We start from the raw sequence: 13,770 nt of genomic DNA on the forward strand, positions 1-13,770 counted from the left end.
ACCGAGTAATGTCGAAGATTCTCCTTACCTATTCCTATAAGTGGAGCGCCGAGCGGCAGTTCCGCAGCTTGCTGGCCAATGAAGAGATGTTTGGCGCGGAGTTGTTGAATTTCGAATATTTGTTTATTGATGTGGCGCGATATACAGAAGACGAGCTGCTGTCGTTGTCCAACACCATCGGGTCTGTGTTTTTGCTGGACCAGACGGAAGACAGGCAGCAATTGTTAAACCGACTGGGCAAGCTGATGGGGACAATCCAGCGAATGCCGGAGGACAGTCAGCAGAAGTTTATGGCGTGGATGGCCAATATTTTTCTGCAAAAGCTGCCGGAGAATGAACCGAACGTGCAGCAGTTAATCCAAAACATGAAAGGAGATGCAAAGAATATGTCGCTGGAAAAAGTGCTGGACGATATTGAGCGTGAGGGTGAGCTAAGGGGCGAGCTTAGAGGTAAACTTGAGGGCAGGCTTGAAGGCAAGATGGAAGGTGAGCTAAAGGGGAAGGAACAGGTTGCGAAACGAATGATTGAGGAGCGACTCGATCCTGATCTGATCTCCCGCGTAACGGGCTTCTCTCTGGATAAGATTGATCAGTTACGCAAAGATGAGCAAAGTGGAACGGAATAAATGGATAACGCCCTTGATTTCGACAGCGGATCAAGGGCGTTATTCTAACGTGAGGGGGAGATGCAACGTATATGTCGCTGGAAAAGGTTTTGGACGATATTGAGCGTGAGGGTGAGCTTAGGGGTAAACTCGAGGGCAGGCTTGAAGGCAAGATTGAAGGCAAGATTGAAGGCGAGCTAAAGGGGAAGGAACAGGTTGCGAAGCGGATGATTGAAGAGCAACTCGATCCTGATCTGATCTCCCGCGTAACGGGCTTCTCTCTGGATAAGATTGATCAGTTACGGGCAGATCTTTGAGGGCGGCGAAAGAAGATCCCCGCTTGAGCAGTGCCTGGATAAAAAAAAGCTCCTGAATTAGCCTTGCGGCGGTTCGGGAGCTTTTGGATGTGCCGCCTGCGCGGATTACTTGCCGTCCGTCAGCGCTTGTACGACATCGTCAATTTTGGCGCTGTCCGCGATCGGGCCGCTGAGCATCCAACGCCTTGCGGATACATTGTACTTGTGGTTTTGCTTTACAGCGGGAATCGCTTTCCACACCTGTAATTTTTCTACTCCTGTCAGGGTATCCAGCGCTTTTTGATAGACTTCCGGCGGGGACATGGAGCCTCCCGCCGTGACGAACAAATAATCGGCGGTCAACTCGGGAAGCTTCTCCAGAGACAATGTAATGCCCCATGTCTCTTCGGTCGTTTTCCGGAGATCCGTAATGCTGGTCGCGGGAGTCAGACCCAGATCGTGATATAAGACGTTGCCGAAGGAAAAGTCCGGAAAGAACAGCTCGGCTTCCTTCTCCGAAGTTCGCACCAAAGCGACTGTTTTATTCGCGCCGACCGTTTGAATGATCGTCTCCCGGGCCTGCTTTAATTTATTCCGATAGGCTTGGAGAATCGCGTTCGCCTCATCCTCCAGACCAAGCGCCTGGCCTATCTTCACGATGGACTCCTGCCATTGATCCCGGTCGTAAGCGAGGGTTGGGGCAATTTTGGATAGCTTCTCATAGGCCGCCTGATCGGGGAAGCCGCTGGAAATAATAATCAAATCCGGCTGCGCGTCCAATACGGCTTCGTAATTGGGTTCGCTTCCGGATTGGAAGGTGGGAACGTTCTTCTCCTGCAGCTCCTCGTACAAAAAATCTCCTTCTTTTCTGTACGCCAGCACCAAAGGCACATCCAACGCCAGCAGAATGTCCTCTTGCAGGTAGCTGACGATACGCTTGGGATGGACAGGAATGACCGTCTCACCGTAATCGTGCTTAACGGATTTGGTTGTGTTGCCCTCCGGATTGGCTGCTGCCTCAGCGGAATCCGTTTGTGCCGGCTGGCTGGTTTGCTTGGAAGCGGCGCCATCGCTTGCCGACGGCTGGTCACCCGCCGCTTGATTCGCATTGCTTCCGCACGCGGTTAACAGGACCGCAAGCAGCGTCAGCGTCAAGCTCCATGCATATGTTCTTCGTTCCTTCCAGCGAGCGGTCCTACTTGGGTTGCTTTCTTTTATCGGCAGCATACTTTACCCCCACGTCTAATTTTGATAATGATTATCAATATCATTATCATTATCAGTATAGAGCGGATTTGTCCGGTTGTAAATAAAAGTAATTTGCGTACGAAAAGGGATCCATTTCGATTAGGGCAAGCCATCCTCATCGGCTATAATGGTTAAGGAATAGAGATAGGCTGGAATCGGACGGATGACGAAAGGGGCGATCGCAGTGGATGAGCTGGCGCAGGGCGTCTGGCTGCTGCCTTGGCGTATCGAGCGGGTGCGGTTGACGAAGGGCATGAAGTGGGAGGCCTGCCGGACGGATCGCCATCTGTTGGCGATCGCGGTCGCCGGAGAAGGACGCGCGAAGCTGAACGGCAGTTCGGCTCGTCTGTGCAAGCGACGCATCTGCGGCGTGCGTCCCGGACAGCATTTCGAGGTGGCGGCAGCAGCCGGCGCGGAGGAACTGTTGGAATTGCTGGTGCTGGAGTTTGCGGTGCATCGCCCGGCTCGGAAAGCGGAAGGCGACTCGTTAAATGCGAAAGCGGAGACGGAGCTTCTTGGAATGAGCGGATGGTTCGCCGTCCCGGCGGAGGAGTCAACCGTTGCCCTGGGCGAGCGTCTGGCGGAGCAGTGGGAGACGGCGGACGAACTGGCGCGGCTTCGGCTGCACGCTTTGTTCCTCGAGTTCGTCTACCGGATGGTTCGCGACGAACGCGAGCATGGGCGCCGCCAGGCCGGAGATCCGCTGGAGGCGGCGAGGCAACGAATGCACGATCGCTACAACGAGAACGTGACGGTCGGCCAACTGGCCCGATGGGCCGGCAGCAGCGCGACGCATTTTCGCGAGCGCTTCCGCAGCCGATACGGGATCGGGCCGCTGGAATATTTGACCGCCGCGCGGCTGAGAGCGGCCCGCCGCCTGCTGCTCTCGGCCGATCGTTCCGTTCGCGAGGTTGCCCATCAAGTCGGGTATCGCGACGAGTTCTACTTCAGCCGGCTGTTCAAGAAACGCGTCGGGCTTGCGCCTTCGGCTTACGCCCAAAGCCGGGACCGCCGGATTGCGGCGCTCGGTTATCCCGCAGTGGGCCAACTGCTCGCGCTGGGCGTAAGGCCGGCGGCGGCAGCATTAAACGACAGATGGTCGGCTTATTATCGCTCCTATTATCGCATCGAGCTTCCGCTATTTCGGACGGACCCGTTCGCAGCGGAGGCCGACGAGCTGCTCGGGGAGCTCGGACGGCTGTCTCCGGACGCGATCATCGGCGGGGGCTTCCAGGACCGACTGCTGCGGGAGCGGCTGGATCGGATCGCCCCCGTTCTGTTCACGCCTTGGTCGGACAGCGATTGGCGGGAGCAGCTGCGGACGACCGCGGCGTTCATCGGGCGATCGGAGGAGGCGGAGCGGTTTCTGAGCGGTTACGGCCGCAAGGCGGCCGCGGCCCGCGAGCGGCTGTCTGCATCGGTCGGCCGAGAGACCGTCATGGCGATGTGCGTCTCTCAAGATCGGCTGCTCGTCTACGGCCGCAGAAATATCGGCGCGGTGCTGTATGAGGATCTGGGATTGCACCCGGCGCGGAATGTGGCGGAGATCGACGATGTAGCGGAGGTCGCGGCAGAGCGGCTGGCCGAGTTCGAAGCCGACCGCATTCTGCTGATGGTTTGGGAGGACGAGGCTTCGCGTGCGGCTTGGAGCCGGTTGCGGAGCTCGGCGCACTGGCAGCGTCTTCGCGCGGTCCGAAGCCAGCGGGTGCAGCGGATCTCCCCGTTCCCTTGGCTGGAGTATACGGCGTTCGCCCACAATGCCGTCATCGATGAGGCGTTAAAGCTGTTCGCGGCGAAACGTCCAGTCGAATAGCGGCGTTTTGTCCATGGCAGCGGCGATCCGATCATATTATAATGGCCCTGTAATTGAGAAATATTATCAATTGGGGGCGGAGAATTTGGTTGTAAAAAGGAAATTATCACTGCTGCTGCTGTTCGGAATCGTCGCTCTGGCGGCAAGCGGCTGCGGCGGATCGAACGACGGCAACGCGGCTACCGCGTCGCCTGGGACGGCTTCCGTCTCGCCGACGCCGTCCGGCGGGGCCGGCGCTTCGGCGGAGACGCAGAGCCGGATCGTTACGGACGAAGCCGAACACCAGGTCGAGATTCCCGCCGATCCGCAGCGCATCTGGGCGCCATATCTGGAGGACCCGCTGACGGTGCTCGGCGTCAAGCCGGTAGCCCAGTGGACGCGCGGGGACAACGTCATCAGCTATTTGAAGGAGCAACTGGACGGATTGCCGAAGATCGATTTCGGGGCCGGCGGGCTTGATCCGGAGAACATCTCCTCGCACAACCCGGATCTGATTCTGCTGTTCGCCTCGTTCCTCGGCAACGACGGGGCGTACGAGCAATATGCGAAGATCGCTCCAACCTATTCGTTCGCCATGTCCGGAACCGATGGGCTGAAGACGCTGCGCACGCTGGGCGAGCTGCTGAACAAGTCGGATATCGCCGAGCAGGCCATTGCCGATTACGAGGCCAAGGCGGCGGATGCGAAGGAACGGCTTCAAGCGGCGATCGGGGACAAGCCCGTGGCGCTTGTGGACGTCGCCGGCAAGACGTTCTCGCTGCTGGGAGATCAATATTACGGCGGCAAGGTGCTTTACCGGGATCTTGGGCTGACGCCGACCAAGCTGGTGAAGGACGCGGGAGGAGAGGCCCGGGACGAGCTCTCGCTTGAGAAGATTCCCGAGCTGGACGATGCGTACGCGATCTTCATGATCACGGAGGAGGAAGGGGAGATTTTCGCCAAGGAAATGACGGACAGCAAGCTCTGGCAGAGCCTTCCCGCCGTGCAGCAAAACCGCGTGTTCCAGGCCGACTACGATTATTGGATCAACAGCGGGCTGATCGCGACCGGCAAGGTCGTGGACGAGGCGCTGGAGCAACTGAGCCGATAGGGTTGCCTTCGAGTCGACGGGCGACTGCCTGCCCCACATACGCGCAATTATGCCAAGGGGTTGTCCCATAAGTACAAAGAGCCGTACCGAACGATGATCGATGGAAGGGTGCAAGTCGCATCTATCTCCTTTTTTCCAGTCCCTTGCTGCGGCGCGTGGCGGACGAGCGCCATCCTGCTGCGCTCTGACGCACGGCGCCTTTGGTTTTGCGGCCAATCGGGTCGGATCGTCCGCGCCTGTTTGCTGTGAGAAACCGACTACACCCGTCCAGGGAGCGAAGAAGCAGGCATCGGCACCCGAATCGAAATGCGAGTACCGCGGCCGTCCTCCGTTCCCCGGAGCACGGTCATCGCGAAGTCGCTGCCATAGGCGAGCGCATAGCGGCGGTAAATGTTCAAAATCCCCGTATGCTGCCGGAAGAACGGGTCGCCGCTCCGGTCCTCGCCGTCGCCCAGATTGGACAGCAGTTCGAATACGTCGTCCGACATGCCGCGGCCGTTGTCCGCCACTTCGAACAGGACGCGACCGTTATCCAGCTCGACCGATACGCGGATAAGGAAGTCGTCGTTCCCGGCGGTTGGCGACCAGCCGTATTTTAACGCGTTTTCGACAAGCGGCTGAATGCTGAGCTTCATGACCGGCATCTCCAGCAGCTCCGGGGCGACCGCGAATTGCGCGTTGACCCGCTTGCCGTAGCGATAGGAGTGAATGTTCAGAAAATCCTGCGTATATTTGATTTCCTCCTTAAGCGGGGCCTTCCCCCCGTCCCCTCTGACGTTGTACCGCATCATCCGCGATACGCATCTCAGCATGTCGCTGACCGCCTCCCCGTTGTTGTGCAGCGAGTAGGATTCGATCGTCTCCAGCGTGTTGAACAGGAAGTGGGGGTTGATCTGCGCCTGCAGTTGGAGCAGCTCCTTCTCCTTCTCGCTCAGCTTGGATTGAATCACTTCCTCTCTCATCCGGTTAAGATCGTCCAGCATCTTGTTATAGGTCCGGATCAGGAAGCCGAATTCGTCGTAAGCGGTTTGCCGGATCGGCACGGAGGTTCCGTGTCCCAGCATTTGCATGCCGGCTTTCAGCCGCTGCAGAGGTCTGAGCACCATGCCCATAAACGGATAAGCGACGATAAGCGCGACGATCAGGCTGACGGCGGCGACGATCGCCGTAATCAGCCGGGCCTGCTCGACGCCCCGGGTCAGCTCGTTCAGCGGCGCGGCGCCGACGAGCGTCCAGTTCGCCAGCGGAATCGGACTGGACAAAATTTGATACGTTATGCCGTCGACGGTTTGCGTATATTTCTCCGAGGACAGACGGCCTTCGGCCAAGCTCTGGCGGAGCGCCTCGGTGACCGCCTCATCTTCCCCGAATTGGAACAGCTCTCCGCTGGTTTCGTTGTAGAGCATGACAAGACCGCTGCGGCCGAGCTGCGTATGATCCATCAGTCCCTGCAGCCAGGCAGCGTCGATCTCGATCGACAGCCAGGCGTAGACCGCGTTGCTGCGAAGGTCGATCACGGGCTTGACGAAGGTGACGACCTGTCTGTTCGAATCGGGCGGAAGCATATAAGCGAGCGGATGCGGCGGGATAAAGCCCTCCTGGGTCATGTCGTAAATGCCGCCGTAACGGTCGTCCGCGCGGAAGGAATAGTCGAACAGCCTGTGGCCCGTCTTGGACTCCGAGTAGACTTTGCCGAATTGATCCAGATACAGGGCGCCGACAATTTCCTTCTTGGACTGAATGATCAGCTGCAGCAGCGGGCGAAAGTTGATCGCGTATTGGGCCTGTCCGGGAATGTTGTCTGCGGGAACCGAAAGATACTTCTGAAATTCGAAGTCGATGGCGAGCGTGTCCAAATTGCCGTTAATGTCCGCCAAATAGCCGTTGATCTCGCCGGACATGTAATCGATCAGCTGCGAGGAGATCGCGGACGCGTATTCGGTGCCTGAACGGAGAAAAAAGAGCTGCGACAGGAAGCTGACGATCAAGGTCGGAAAAAGGGAGATCAGAATGAGCAGCACGAACAATTTGTTTCTCAGCGAACGGGCTCTGAACTTGCGTTTAAGGCTGTCAAGCATTGCGATGCCGCCTTTCCGAACAATTGAATACCGCTCCCTGAATCGATATGATGAACATGCAACGGTGTAAGCTTAATTCGTTGCCGAAGGTTCAAATTCCTTGCGAGGGGTCGTGGCATCCATGAGAATCTGCGTCATTGACGACGAGAGCGCGGTTCGATCCAGCGTCGTATTCAAATTGAAAAGCTTGTCGGACCGGCTTGAAGTGTTCGATGTGGAGGGCGGCTTGGAGGCGATGGACAAGGTGAGGAGGATACGCCCGCATCTTGTCATTACGGATATTCTGATGCCGGACGTGGACGGGCTTGAGCTGCTTAGCCGCATTAGAAGCGAGCTGCCGGCGACGCGGGTCGTCATGCTGAGCGGCTATAACGAATTCGAATACGCGAGGAAGGCGCTGCAGAACGGGGCCGTCAATTATTTGCTCAAGCCGATCGATCCGGACGAGCTGCGGGAGCTGCTAACGGCGATTGAACGGGAAGAGAAGGAGAAGCTGGCGGCCGATTTTCAAAACGGGGCCGGGCAACTGGCCGATCAGGGCATCGGCCTGGAACTGCTTGGCGCGGACGAGGCGGAGATGTGGTTCGACGAATGGACGGCCAAACGCGTTCGGCTGACGGAAGAGGGCGGCGCGGCAGGGGAAGAGACGGCGGGGCGCATTTTCACTTTTCGCTACAACGGCATTGCCCGCGGCTTCGTCAGCAGGTGCGGCTGGTCGGAGGAAGGCAGCTTCGCCAAGCCCGAGCAGTTCGCGGCCGCTCTGCTTCACGAGGCGGAGCGGTGGGAGACGGACCGGTTTTACGGGACCGGCACAGCTTTGCGTCGTCTGAGCGAACAAGAGCAAAGGCGGGAAACCCAGCTCAGACAGGCGGTTTTGCAGGCGGTCAAGGATCAGGACCCCGACCGGCTCGCAGCGCGGTTGACGGCCTATTTGGCGTTCGTCGAAGGCTTCTCGGCGCCGCAGGTGCGCCAAAAATGCGCTTATCTGATGGCTGCCCTCGACGAAGCGCTGACGACTAAATTCGGCGCGGCGATCGTCGAGGAGCATCAGCTGGCGTACTGGACTTCCTGGGTAGACCGGTATGCCGTCTGGCGCGAGCTTCGCGACCGGATCGAGGCGTTCGTGGTCGGAGGCGTCAGAGCGTTGATCGCGGCGGAGCAGGCCGAGCCGCACGACCTGGTGGAACGGGCGATGCGCCTTGTGCGCAGACAGATCGGCGGCCAGGTCGGCCTCGAGTCCGTCGCTTCTTCGCTGTCGGTGCATTCCGTCACGTTAAGCCGCCTGTTCAAGCAGCAGACCGGAGAAAATTTCGTTCGCTTCGTCGTTCGCGAGAAGATGAAGCAGGCGGCGAAGCTGCTGGCGGAGACGGACCGCAAGGCGGCGGACATTGCCGAACAGGTCGGATATACGGATTACCGCTATTTCGCTTTGCTGTTTAAGCAAGCGCACGGGTTTACGCCGTCGGAGTACCGCAAACGGACAGAGTGTTAAAAAAATCACACGCCCTGCTAATTTATTCGTCTACGGCGGGCGGAAGCCGCTTGCTATACTTCCTAATGTAACGAACACATAGGGAGGCGTTCATCGATGAAAAAAGCGCTGTCAGTCGGCCTGCTGGCCTTGTTGGCCGCAGGCGCCGCGTTATCGGGGTGCAGCGGCGGGTCCGATAGCGGGGCGAAGGGGGAGACCGGGGTTCGGGAGAGCGGTCAGGGCGAGCATGAAGCGGTCACCTTGAAGTTCATGCATCGCTGGCCGGAATCCCAGGCGGTTTTCGAGCAGGCGATCAAGGAGTTTCAGGAGAAGTACCCGTATATTACGGTAAATATGATGCCGACCCTGGTCGGGGACCAGTATAACGCGCAGCTGCAGGCGGCGGCATCAAGCAACGATTTGCCGGACATTTTTGCGAACTCCGCCGCGGTGCCGATCGATCAACTGGTACAGTTGGGGCTGATTCGCGATCTGGACGATGTCGTTCCCGCGGAGAAGCGGGAGGCGTTTTACGACGGAACCTGGACCGAAGGCTTTACGACGATCGACGGGAAAATTTACGCGCTGCCCCACTTTACGCCTCGGCGGTTCGCGCATGTGATGTACTACAACAAAGACGTGCTGGAGAAAGCGGGTCTGACCGAAGCGGACGTGCCCAAAAGCTGGGACGAGCTGGTCGCCGTCAGCGACAAGATCAGAGCGGTCGGCAGCGACGTCTATCCGCTGATCATCGGAGTCAAAACCGCCTGGCTGACGGAAGGCTTCATCGGGCAGATGGCGACCGCCATCACCCCGAACATTTTGCCCAATAACGGGACTTATCAAGGCTTCAACTACAATACGGGGGAATACGAATTTAACTCGCCAGGCCTTGTCGAGACGATGAAGTTTTTCAAGCAGCTGCAGGACGACAAAATTTTGCACCCGAACAGCCTTGTCATCGATTACCGCGAAGCGTCTTCCATGTTTGCGGGCGGCAAGGCGGCCTTCGACATCGACGGCACGTTCCTGACCTCCGAGCTGCAGGGGAACAACCAATTCGACGCATTCGGCGTCGCTCCGCTGCCGACCAAGGACGGCAAGCCGCAATATTATGCGTTCCAGGGGGAGACGAAGGCGTCGGTTCACATTAGCCAAAATACGAAGCATTACGAGGAAGCGAAGCTGTTCTTGCAATTTTACATGGACCGCATTTACACCTTGCAGATGGAAAACGGGGTCGAAGGCTCGCCGATTATCGCGCAGAACGAATCGACGCAGACGGACAATCCGCAGTTCGCGCAGGCCCAGCAAATCCAGGACGAGACCTTTATTCTGTCCCCGCACCAATATACCCGCAATGCGGCGACGGTGAAGGTGAACACGGAATTGAACGGCAAGAAGCCGAAGGCGACTCTCGGCAACATTTTCGAGGGCTATATGACCGGACAATTCAAGGATCTGGAGGAGACGCTGGGCAAGCTGAGCGCCGATTACAACGCAGCCTTGAACGATTCGCTGGAAAGGGTAAAAGCCGGAGGCGCAGAGGTCGGTCCGGACGACTTCAAGTTCCCGAACTGGACGCCGTTCGAGCCGTATTCGCAGGACAAGTACGACGAGCTGGGCAAGTAATTGCCCGGTTCGTCCCACCGGCGCAAGGAGGGGAACGCGATGAACGTGCCTGCGGCTGCCCGGACGCCGGTCAAGCCGGCCGTCCGGCTGAAACGGGAAACCGTGCGTTATTTGTGGGCGTATCTGTTTATTTTACCGCAGCTTGTTTTCTTTATCGTCTTTACGATTTATCCGATCGTGATGAGCTATGTGTACGCTTTCTTCGACTGGAGCGGCTTCGGACCGCTGTCCAACTTCGTTCGTTTCGAGAACTTCGCCCGGCTGCTTAAGGACGAGATGTTCTGGAACGCGTTCGGCAACAGCCTTGTTTTTATCGCGGCCAAGATCGTGATCCTGATGCCGACGACGCTGCTGATGGCGCTTGTGCTGAATCAGGTTTTCTTCAAGGGCAAAGTATTCTACCGGACGATGTATTTTCTGCCCGTCGTCGCTACGACGTCGATCGTCGGCATAATTATGAGATTCATCTTCGGCAACGATCAGGCTCTCGTCAACGAGGCGCTGAAGGCGCTTGGCCTGATCTCCGAACCGATCCCCTGGCTCGGTCAATCGGGGACGGCGATGGGCGTGCTGATCGTTGTCGGCTCGTGGAAGTTTTTCGGCATGATGATGGTGTACTGGCTGGCCGGGCTGCAGTCGCTTCCGGGGGATGTGTACGAAGCGGCCAAGGTGGACGGCGCCAATTATCTCCAGACGTTCCGGAGCATCACGCTGCCGCTGCTCGTGCCGGTGGGGGTCGTCATTTTGCTTCTGACCGTCGTCAACAGCATGAACGTGTTCGATCTCGTCAAGACGCTGACGGATGGCGGACCGTACTTCGCGACGGAGACGGTGGACTTGTACATTTACAACTATGCGTTCAGCACGAGCGGCTTTCCGCAGATCGGCTACGCTTCGGCGGCGGGCATCGTGTTCGGCCTGACGATCTTCGCGATCACGGCGCTGCTCGGCTGGCTGGGCAAGCGAACCGGCGACAGCCGGAAATCGCGGGCCGCCAAACAATCCGCGGGAGGGATGTAACGTGACCGCTCGATTTTCCGTCAAACATGCCGCCCTCCATCTGATATTGATCGCGCTTGGCATCGTCTGGATTTATCCGTTCGTCTGGATCGTCTCCTCCTCCTTAAAGACCAACACGGAGTTTATCGTTTCGGGCTTTAAGCTGCTGCCGGACAAAGCCCAGTGGGCCAATTACGCCCGGGCTTGGGAGACGGGCCATTTCTCGACCTATTTCGGCAATTCGGTTATCATTACCTGCTCGACGGTGGCGATCGTGATCGTCATGTGCGCGTTGACCGGTTACGCGCTCGGCCGCGTCAGGTTTCCGGGCTACAAGCTGTTCGTGCTGGCGATTACGGCCACGATGTTTATTCCCAAAGGCTATACCATTATCCCGATCTATCAGATCATCAAGCATTTGGGACTGCTCAACACGATGCCCGGCATCATTCTGGCCGAGTCGTCCGGCGCGCACGTGCTGTTCATTCTGCTGTACATGACGTACTTCCAGAACTTGCCCAAGGAGCTGGAGGAAGCTTCGGAGATGGACGGCGGCGGCTTCCTGCGCACCTTCTTCCGGGTGATGCTGCCGCTGGCCAAGCCGATTGTCGCGACGACGGCCATCATGCAATTTATTTGGACGTGGAACTCGTTCTTCGTTCCGTTGATTTTCAGCTTGAACAAGCCGGAGTTGCGCACGCTGGCGGTCGGGATGTATGCGTTCGCCGGCGAGCATACGATCGATTGGTCGGGCATGGCGGCAGGCGCCTCGATCGCCGTCGTGCCGGTCATTGTCGTCTTCATCGTGTTCCAGCGCTTCTTCATCGAAGGCATATCGGGATCGGTCAAAGGCTGACGGGCGGCAAAATGAAACGACGAATTCGGCCAACGGCCGATCACGTACGGGAGGTTGCGGAATATGGCTAAAAAGCCGCATTTGGTGTTATTCAACCCGGATCAATGGCGCGGCGACGCAATGGGGCATCTGGACAATCCGGCGGCGGTCACGCCGAACCTGGACCGGGTCACGCGGACGGACGGCGTGTCGTTCCGCAGCGCCTTCTGCCAGAATCCGGTCTGCACGCCGAGCCGCTGCTCCTTCATGAGCGGCTGGTATCCGCATGTGCGCGGTCATCGCACGATGTATCACATGATGCAGCCGGACGAACCGGTGCTGCTGAAAGCCTTGAAGGACGAAGGGTATTTCGTCTGGTGGGGCGGCAAGAACGATCTGGTTCCCGCCGAGAACGGTTTTGAGGATTATTGCGACGTAAAATACGAGCCGGAGCGTCCGCCGCAGCGGGAGACGAATTTGCATGCCGCCGACGAGTGGCGGGGAACGCCGGACGGAGACAACTATTATTCTTTCTACGCCGGCAGACGCGACACGCCGGACGGGGAGGACGATTACTACGACAGCGACTGGGCGAACGTGCTCGGCGCGATCGAGCAGATTCGCAACGCGCCGGAAGACCGGCCGCTGTGCATCTACCTGCCGCTGCTGTATCCGCATCCTCCCTACGGGGTCGAAGAACCGTATTTCAGCATGATTGACAGAAGCAAGCTGCCTCCGCGCATTCCCGCCCCCGAGCGTTGGGACGGCAAGCCGAGCCTGCTTGCGGGCATCCATGACAAGCAGGGGCTTCAGGGCTGGACGGAGGAGCGCTGGGACGAGCTGCGCGCGACGTATTACGGAATGTGCGCCCGGGTCGACCGGCAGTTCGGCATGGTGCTGGACGCGCTGCGCGAGAAGGGCATGTACGATGATACGGCCGTTTTCTTCTTCTCCGATCACGGCGATTTTACCGGGGATTACGGGCTGGTCGAGAAAACGCAAAATACGTTCGAGGACTGTCTGACGCGGGTGCCGTTTATCGTCAAGCCGCCGAAGGACGTTCCCGTTCGTCCGGGAATTCGCGACGCCTTGGTCGAGCTGGTCGATTTGCCGGCAACGGTGGAAGCGCTGGCGGGCTTGCGGCCGGAGCATACGCATTTCGGCCGGTCGCTGCTGCCGCTGATCGCGGGAGAGACGGACGTTCATCGCGACGCCGTCTTCTGCGAGGGCGGCAGGCTGCATGGCGAGGAGCAGTGCATGGAGCGCGAAAGCGCCTCGGTCGGCTCCAGCGGAGGCTTGTACTGGCCGCGCATCCAGTGGCAGCTGCAGGAGGGGCCGGAGCATACGAAGGCGGTGATGTGCCGCACGCGCGACTACAAATATGTCAGGCGATTCTACGAACCGGATGAGCTGTACGATTTGAGCGGCGATCCGGGAGAGACGACCAACCGGATCGACGATCCCGCGCTGGCGGATGTGCTGGCGGAGCTCAAGGACCGGCTGCTGACGTTCTATCAGGAAACCTGCGACGCCGTCCCGTTCCGCGCGAATCGGCGTTAACAAAGAAGAAGCATCTGTCTCTCCGAGGTTTTGCCCGGAAGGAGGCAGGTGCTTCTTTCGTCATGCCGGTGGAGTACGACTTCTTGCTGCTGCGAGATCTAGAGAGGAATTCCCAGAGTCGCTTTGGACAGCTTGATATTTTG

Annotated in this window: 11 protein-coding genes; 9 read left to right on the top strand and 2 right to left on the bottom strand. The window is 58.5% G+C overall.

Annotation, left to right across the window (positions count from 1 at the left end):
- Together ACFFT4_RS12075 and ACFFT4_RS12080 are read left to right on the top strand one after the other, a co-directional pair.
- The coding region (locus ACFFT4_RS12075; RefSeq protein ID WP_512699939.1) for an RpnC/YadD family protein at positions 1-626 on the top strand (626 nt) is incomplete at its 5' end.
- Positions 627-697: 71 nt separating this feature from the next.
- Positions 698-922 (top strand): RpnC/YadD family protein, encoded by a 225-nt coding sequence (locus ACFFT4_RS12080; protein WP_378047929.1) that lies wholly within the window; start codon positions 698-700, stop codon positions 920-922.
- A gap of 105 nt (positions 923-1,027) precedes the next feature.
- Here the strand turns inward: ACFFT4_RS12080 and ACFFT4_RS12085 are convergent, their stop codons facing one another.
- Entirely contained in the window at positions 1,028-2,128 is a 1,101-nt protein-coding gene (locus ACFFT4_RS12085) for an ABC transporter substrate-binding protein (RefSeq protein ID WP_378047932.1), read from the bottom strand.
- A 184-nt stretch (positions 2,129-2,312) separates the two neighbouring features.
- Between ACFFT4_RS12085 and ACFFT4_RS12090 the strand changes: the two genes are divergently transcribed.
- Together ACFFT4_RS12090 and ACFFT4_RS12095 are read left to right on the top strand one after the other, a co-directional pair.
- Positions 2,313-3,962: a helix-turn-helix domain-containing protein gene (locus tag ACFFT4_RS12090; RefSeq protein ID WP_378047934.1), complete on the top strand. Its 1,650-nt coding sequence runs from the start codon at positions 2,313-2,315 to the stop codon at positions 3,960-3,962.
- An 85-nt stretch (positions 3,963-4,047) separates the two neighbouring features.
- Complete coding sequence (locus tag ACFFT4_RS12095; RefSeq protein WP_378047936.1) at positions 4,048-5,052, top strand: ABC transporter substrate-binding protein; 1,005 nt, start codon at positions 4,048-4,050, stop codon at positions 5,050-5,052.
- A 257-nt stretch (positions 5,053-5,309) separates the two neighbouring features.
- Here ACFFT4_RS12095 and ACFFT4_RS12100 read toward each other — a convergent pair whose 3' ends face one another.
- Positions 5,310-7,130: a cache domain-containing sensor histidine kinase gene (locus ACFFT4_RS12100; protein WP_378047938.1), complete on the bottom strand. Its 1,821-nt coding sequence runs from the start codon at positions 7,128-7,130 to the stop codon at positions 5,310-5,312.
- A gap of 121 nt (positions 7,131-7,251) precedes the next feature.
- On the opposite strand from ACFFT4_RS12100, the gene ACFFT4_RS12105 reads away from it, so the two are divergent.
- The 5 genes from ACFFT4_RS12105 (at position 7,252) to ACFFT4_RS12125 (ending at position 13,627) form a co-directional block, all read left to right on the top strand.
- Positions 7,252-8,622: a response regulator transcription factor gene (locus ACFFT4_RS12105; protein ID WP_378047940.1), complete on the top strand. Its 1,371-nt coding sequence runs from the start codon at positions 7,252-7,254 to the stop codon at positions 8,620-8,622.
- A 96-nt stretch (positions 8,623-8,718) separates the two neighbouring features.
- A complete protein-coding gene (locus tag ACFFT4_RS12110; protein WP_378047942.1) occupies positions 8,719-10,233 on the top strand; it encodes an ABC transporter substrate-binding protein in 1,515 nt (504 codons plus the stop codon).
- 39 nt (positions 10,234-10,272) lie between these two features.
- Complete coding sequence (locus ACFFT4_RS12115; RefSeq protein WP_378047944.1) at positions 10,273-11,253, top strand: carbohydrate ABC transporter permease; 981 nt, start codon at positions 10,273-10,275, stop codon at positions 11,251-11,253.
- 1 nt (position 11,254) lies between these two features.
- Entirely contained in the window at positions 11,255-12,088 is an 834-nt protein-coding gene (locus tag ACFFT4_RS12120) for a carbohydrate ABC transporter permease (protein ID WP_378047945.1), read from the top strand.
- Positions 12,089-12,151: 63 nt separating this feature from the next.
- Positions 12,152-13,627: a sulfatase family protein gene (locus tag ACFFT4_RS12125; RefSeq protein WP_378047947.1), complete on the top strand. Its 1,476-nt coding sequence runs from the start codon at positions 12,152-12,154 to the stop codon at positions 13,625-13,627.
- Positions 13,628-13,770 lie beyond the last annotated feature (143 nt).

The organism is Cohnella cellulosilytica, assembly GCF_042431195.1.
Lineage (GTDB): Bacteria > Bacillota > Bacilli > Paenibacillales > Paenibacillaceae > Cohnella > Cohnella cellulosilytica.

What these genes read in the sequence shown, in the direction of transcription:
- ACFFT4_RS12100 (WP_378047938.1), bottom strand. Translation starts at nt 7,130, where the DNA reads ATGCTTGACAGCCTTAAACGCAAGTTCAGAGCCCGTTCGCTGAGAAAC.
- ACFFT4_RS12085 (WP_378047932.1), bottom strand. Translation starts at nt 2,128, where the DNA reads ATGCTGCCGATAAAAGAAAGCAACCCAAGTAGGACCGCTCGCTGGAAG.
- ACFFT4_RS12125 (WP_378047947.1), top strand. Translation starts at nt 12,152, where the DNA reads ATGGCTAAAAAGCCGCATTTGGTGTTATTCAACCCGGATCAATGGCGC.
- ACFFT4_RS12080 (WP_378047929.1), top strand. Translation starts at nt 698, where the DNA reads ATGTCGCTGGAAAAGGTTTTGGACGATATTGAGCGTGAGGGTGAGCTT.
- ACFFT4_RS12105 (WP_378047940.1), top strand. Translation starts at nt 7,252, where the DNA reads ATGAGAATCTGCGTCATTGACGACGAGAGCGCGGTTCGATCCAGCGTC.
- ACFFT4_RS12110 (WP_378047942.1), top strand. Translation starts at nt 8,719, where the DNA reads ATGAAAAAAGCGCTGTCAGTCGGCCTGCTGGCCTTGTTGGCCGCAGGC.
- ACFFT4_RS12090 (WP_378047934.1), top strand. Translation starts at nt 2,313, where the DNA reads ATGACGAAAGGGGCGATCGCAGTGGATGAGCTGGCGCAGGGCGTCTGG.
- ACFFT4_RS12115 (WP_378047944.1), top strand. Translation starts at nt 10,273, where the DNA reads ATGAACGTGCCTGCGGCTGCCCGGACGCCGGTCAAGCCGGCCGTCCGG.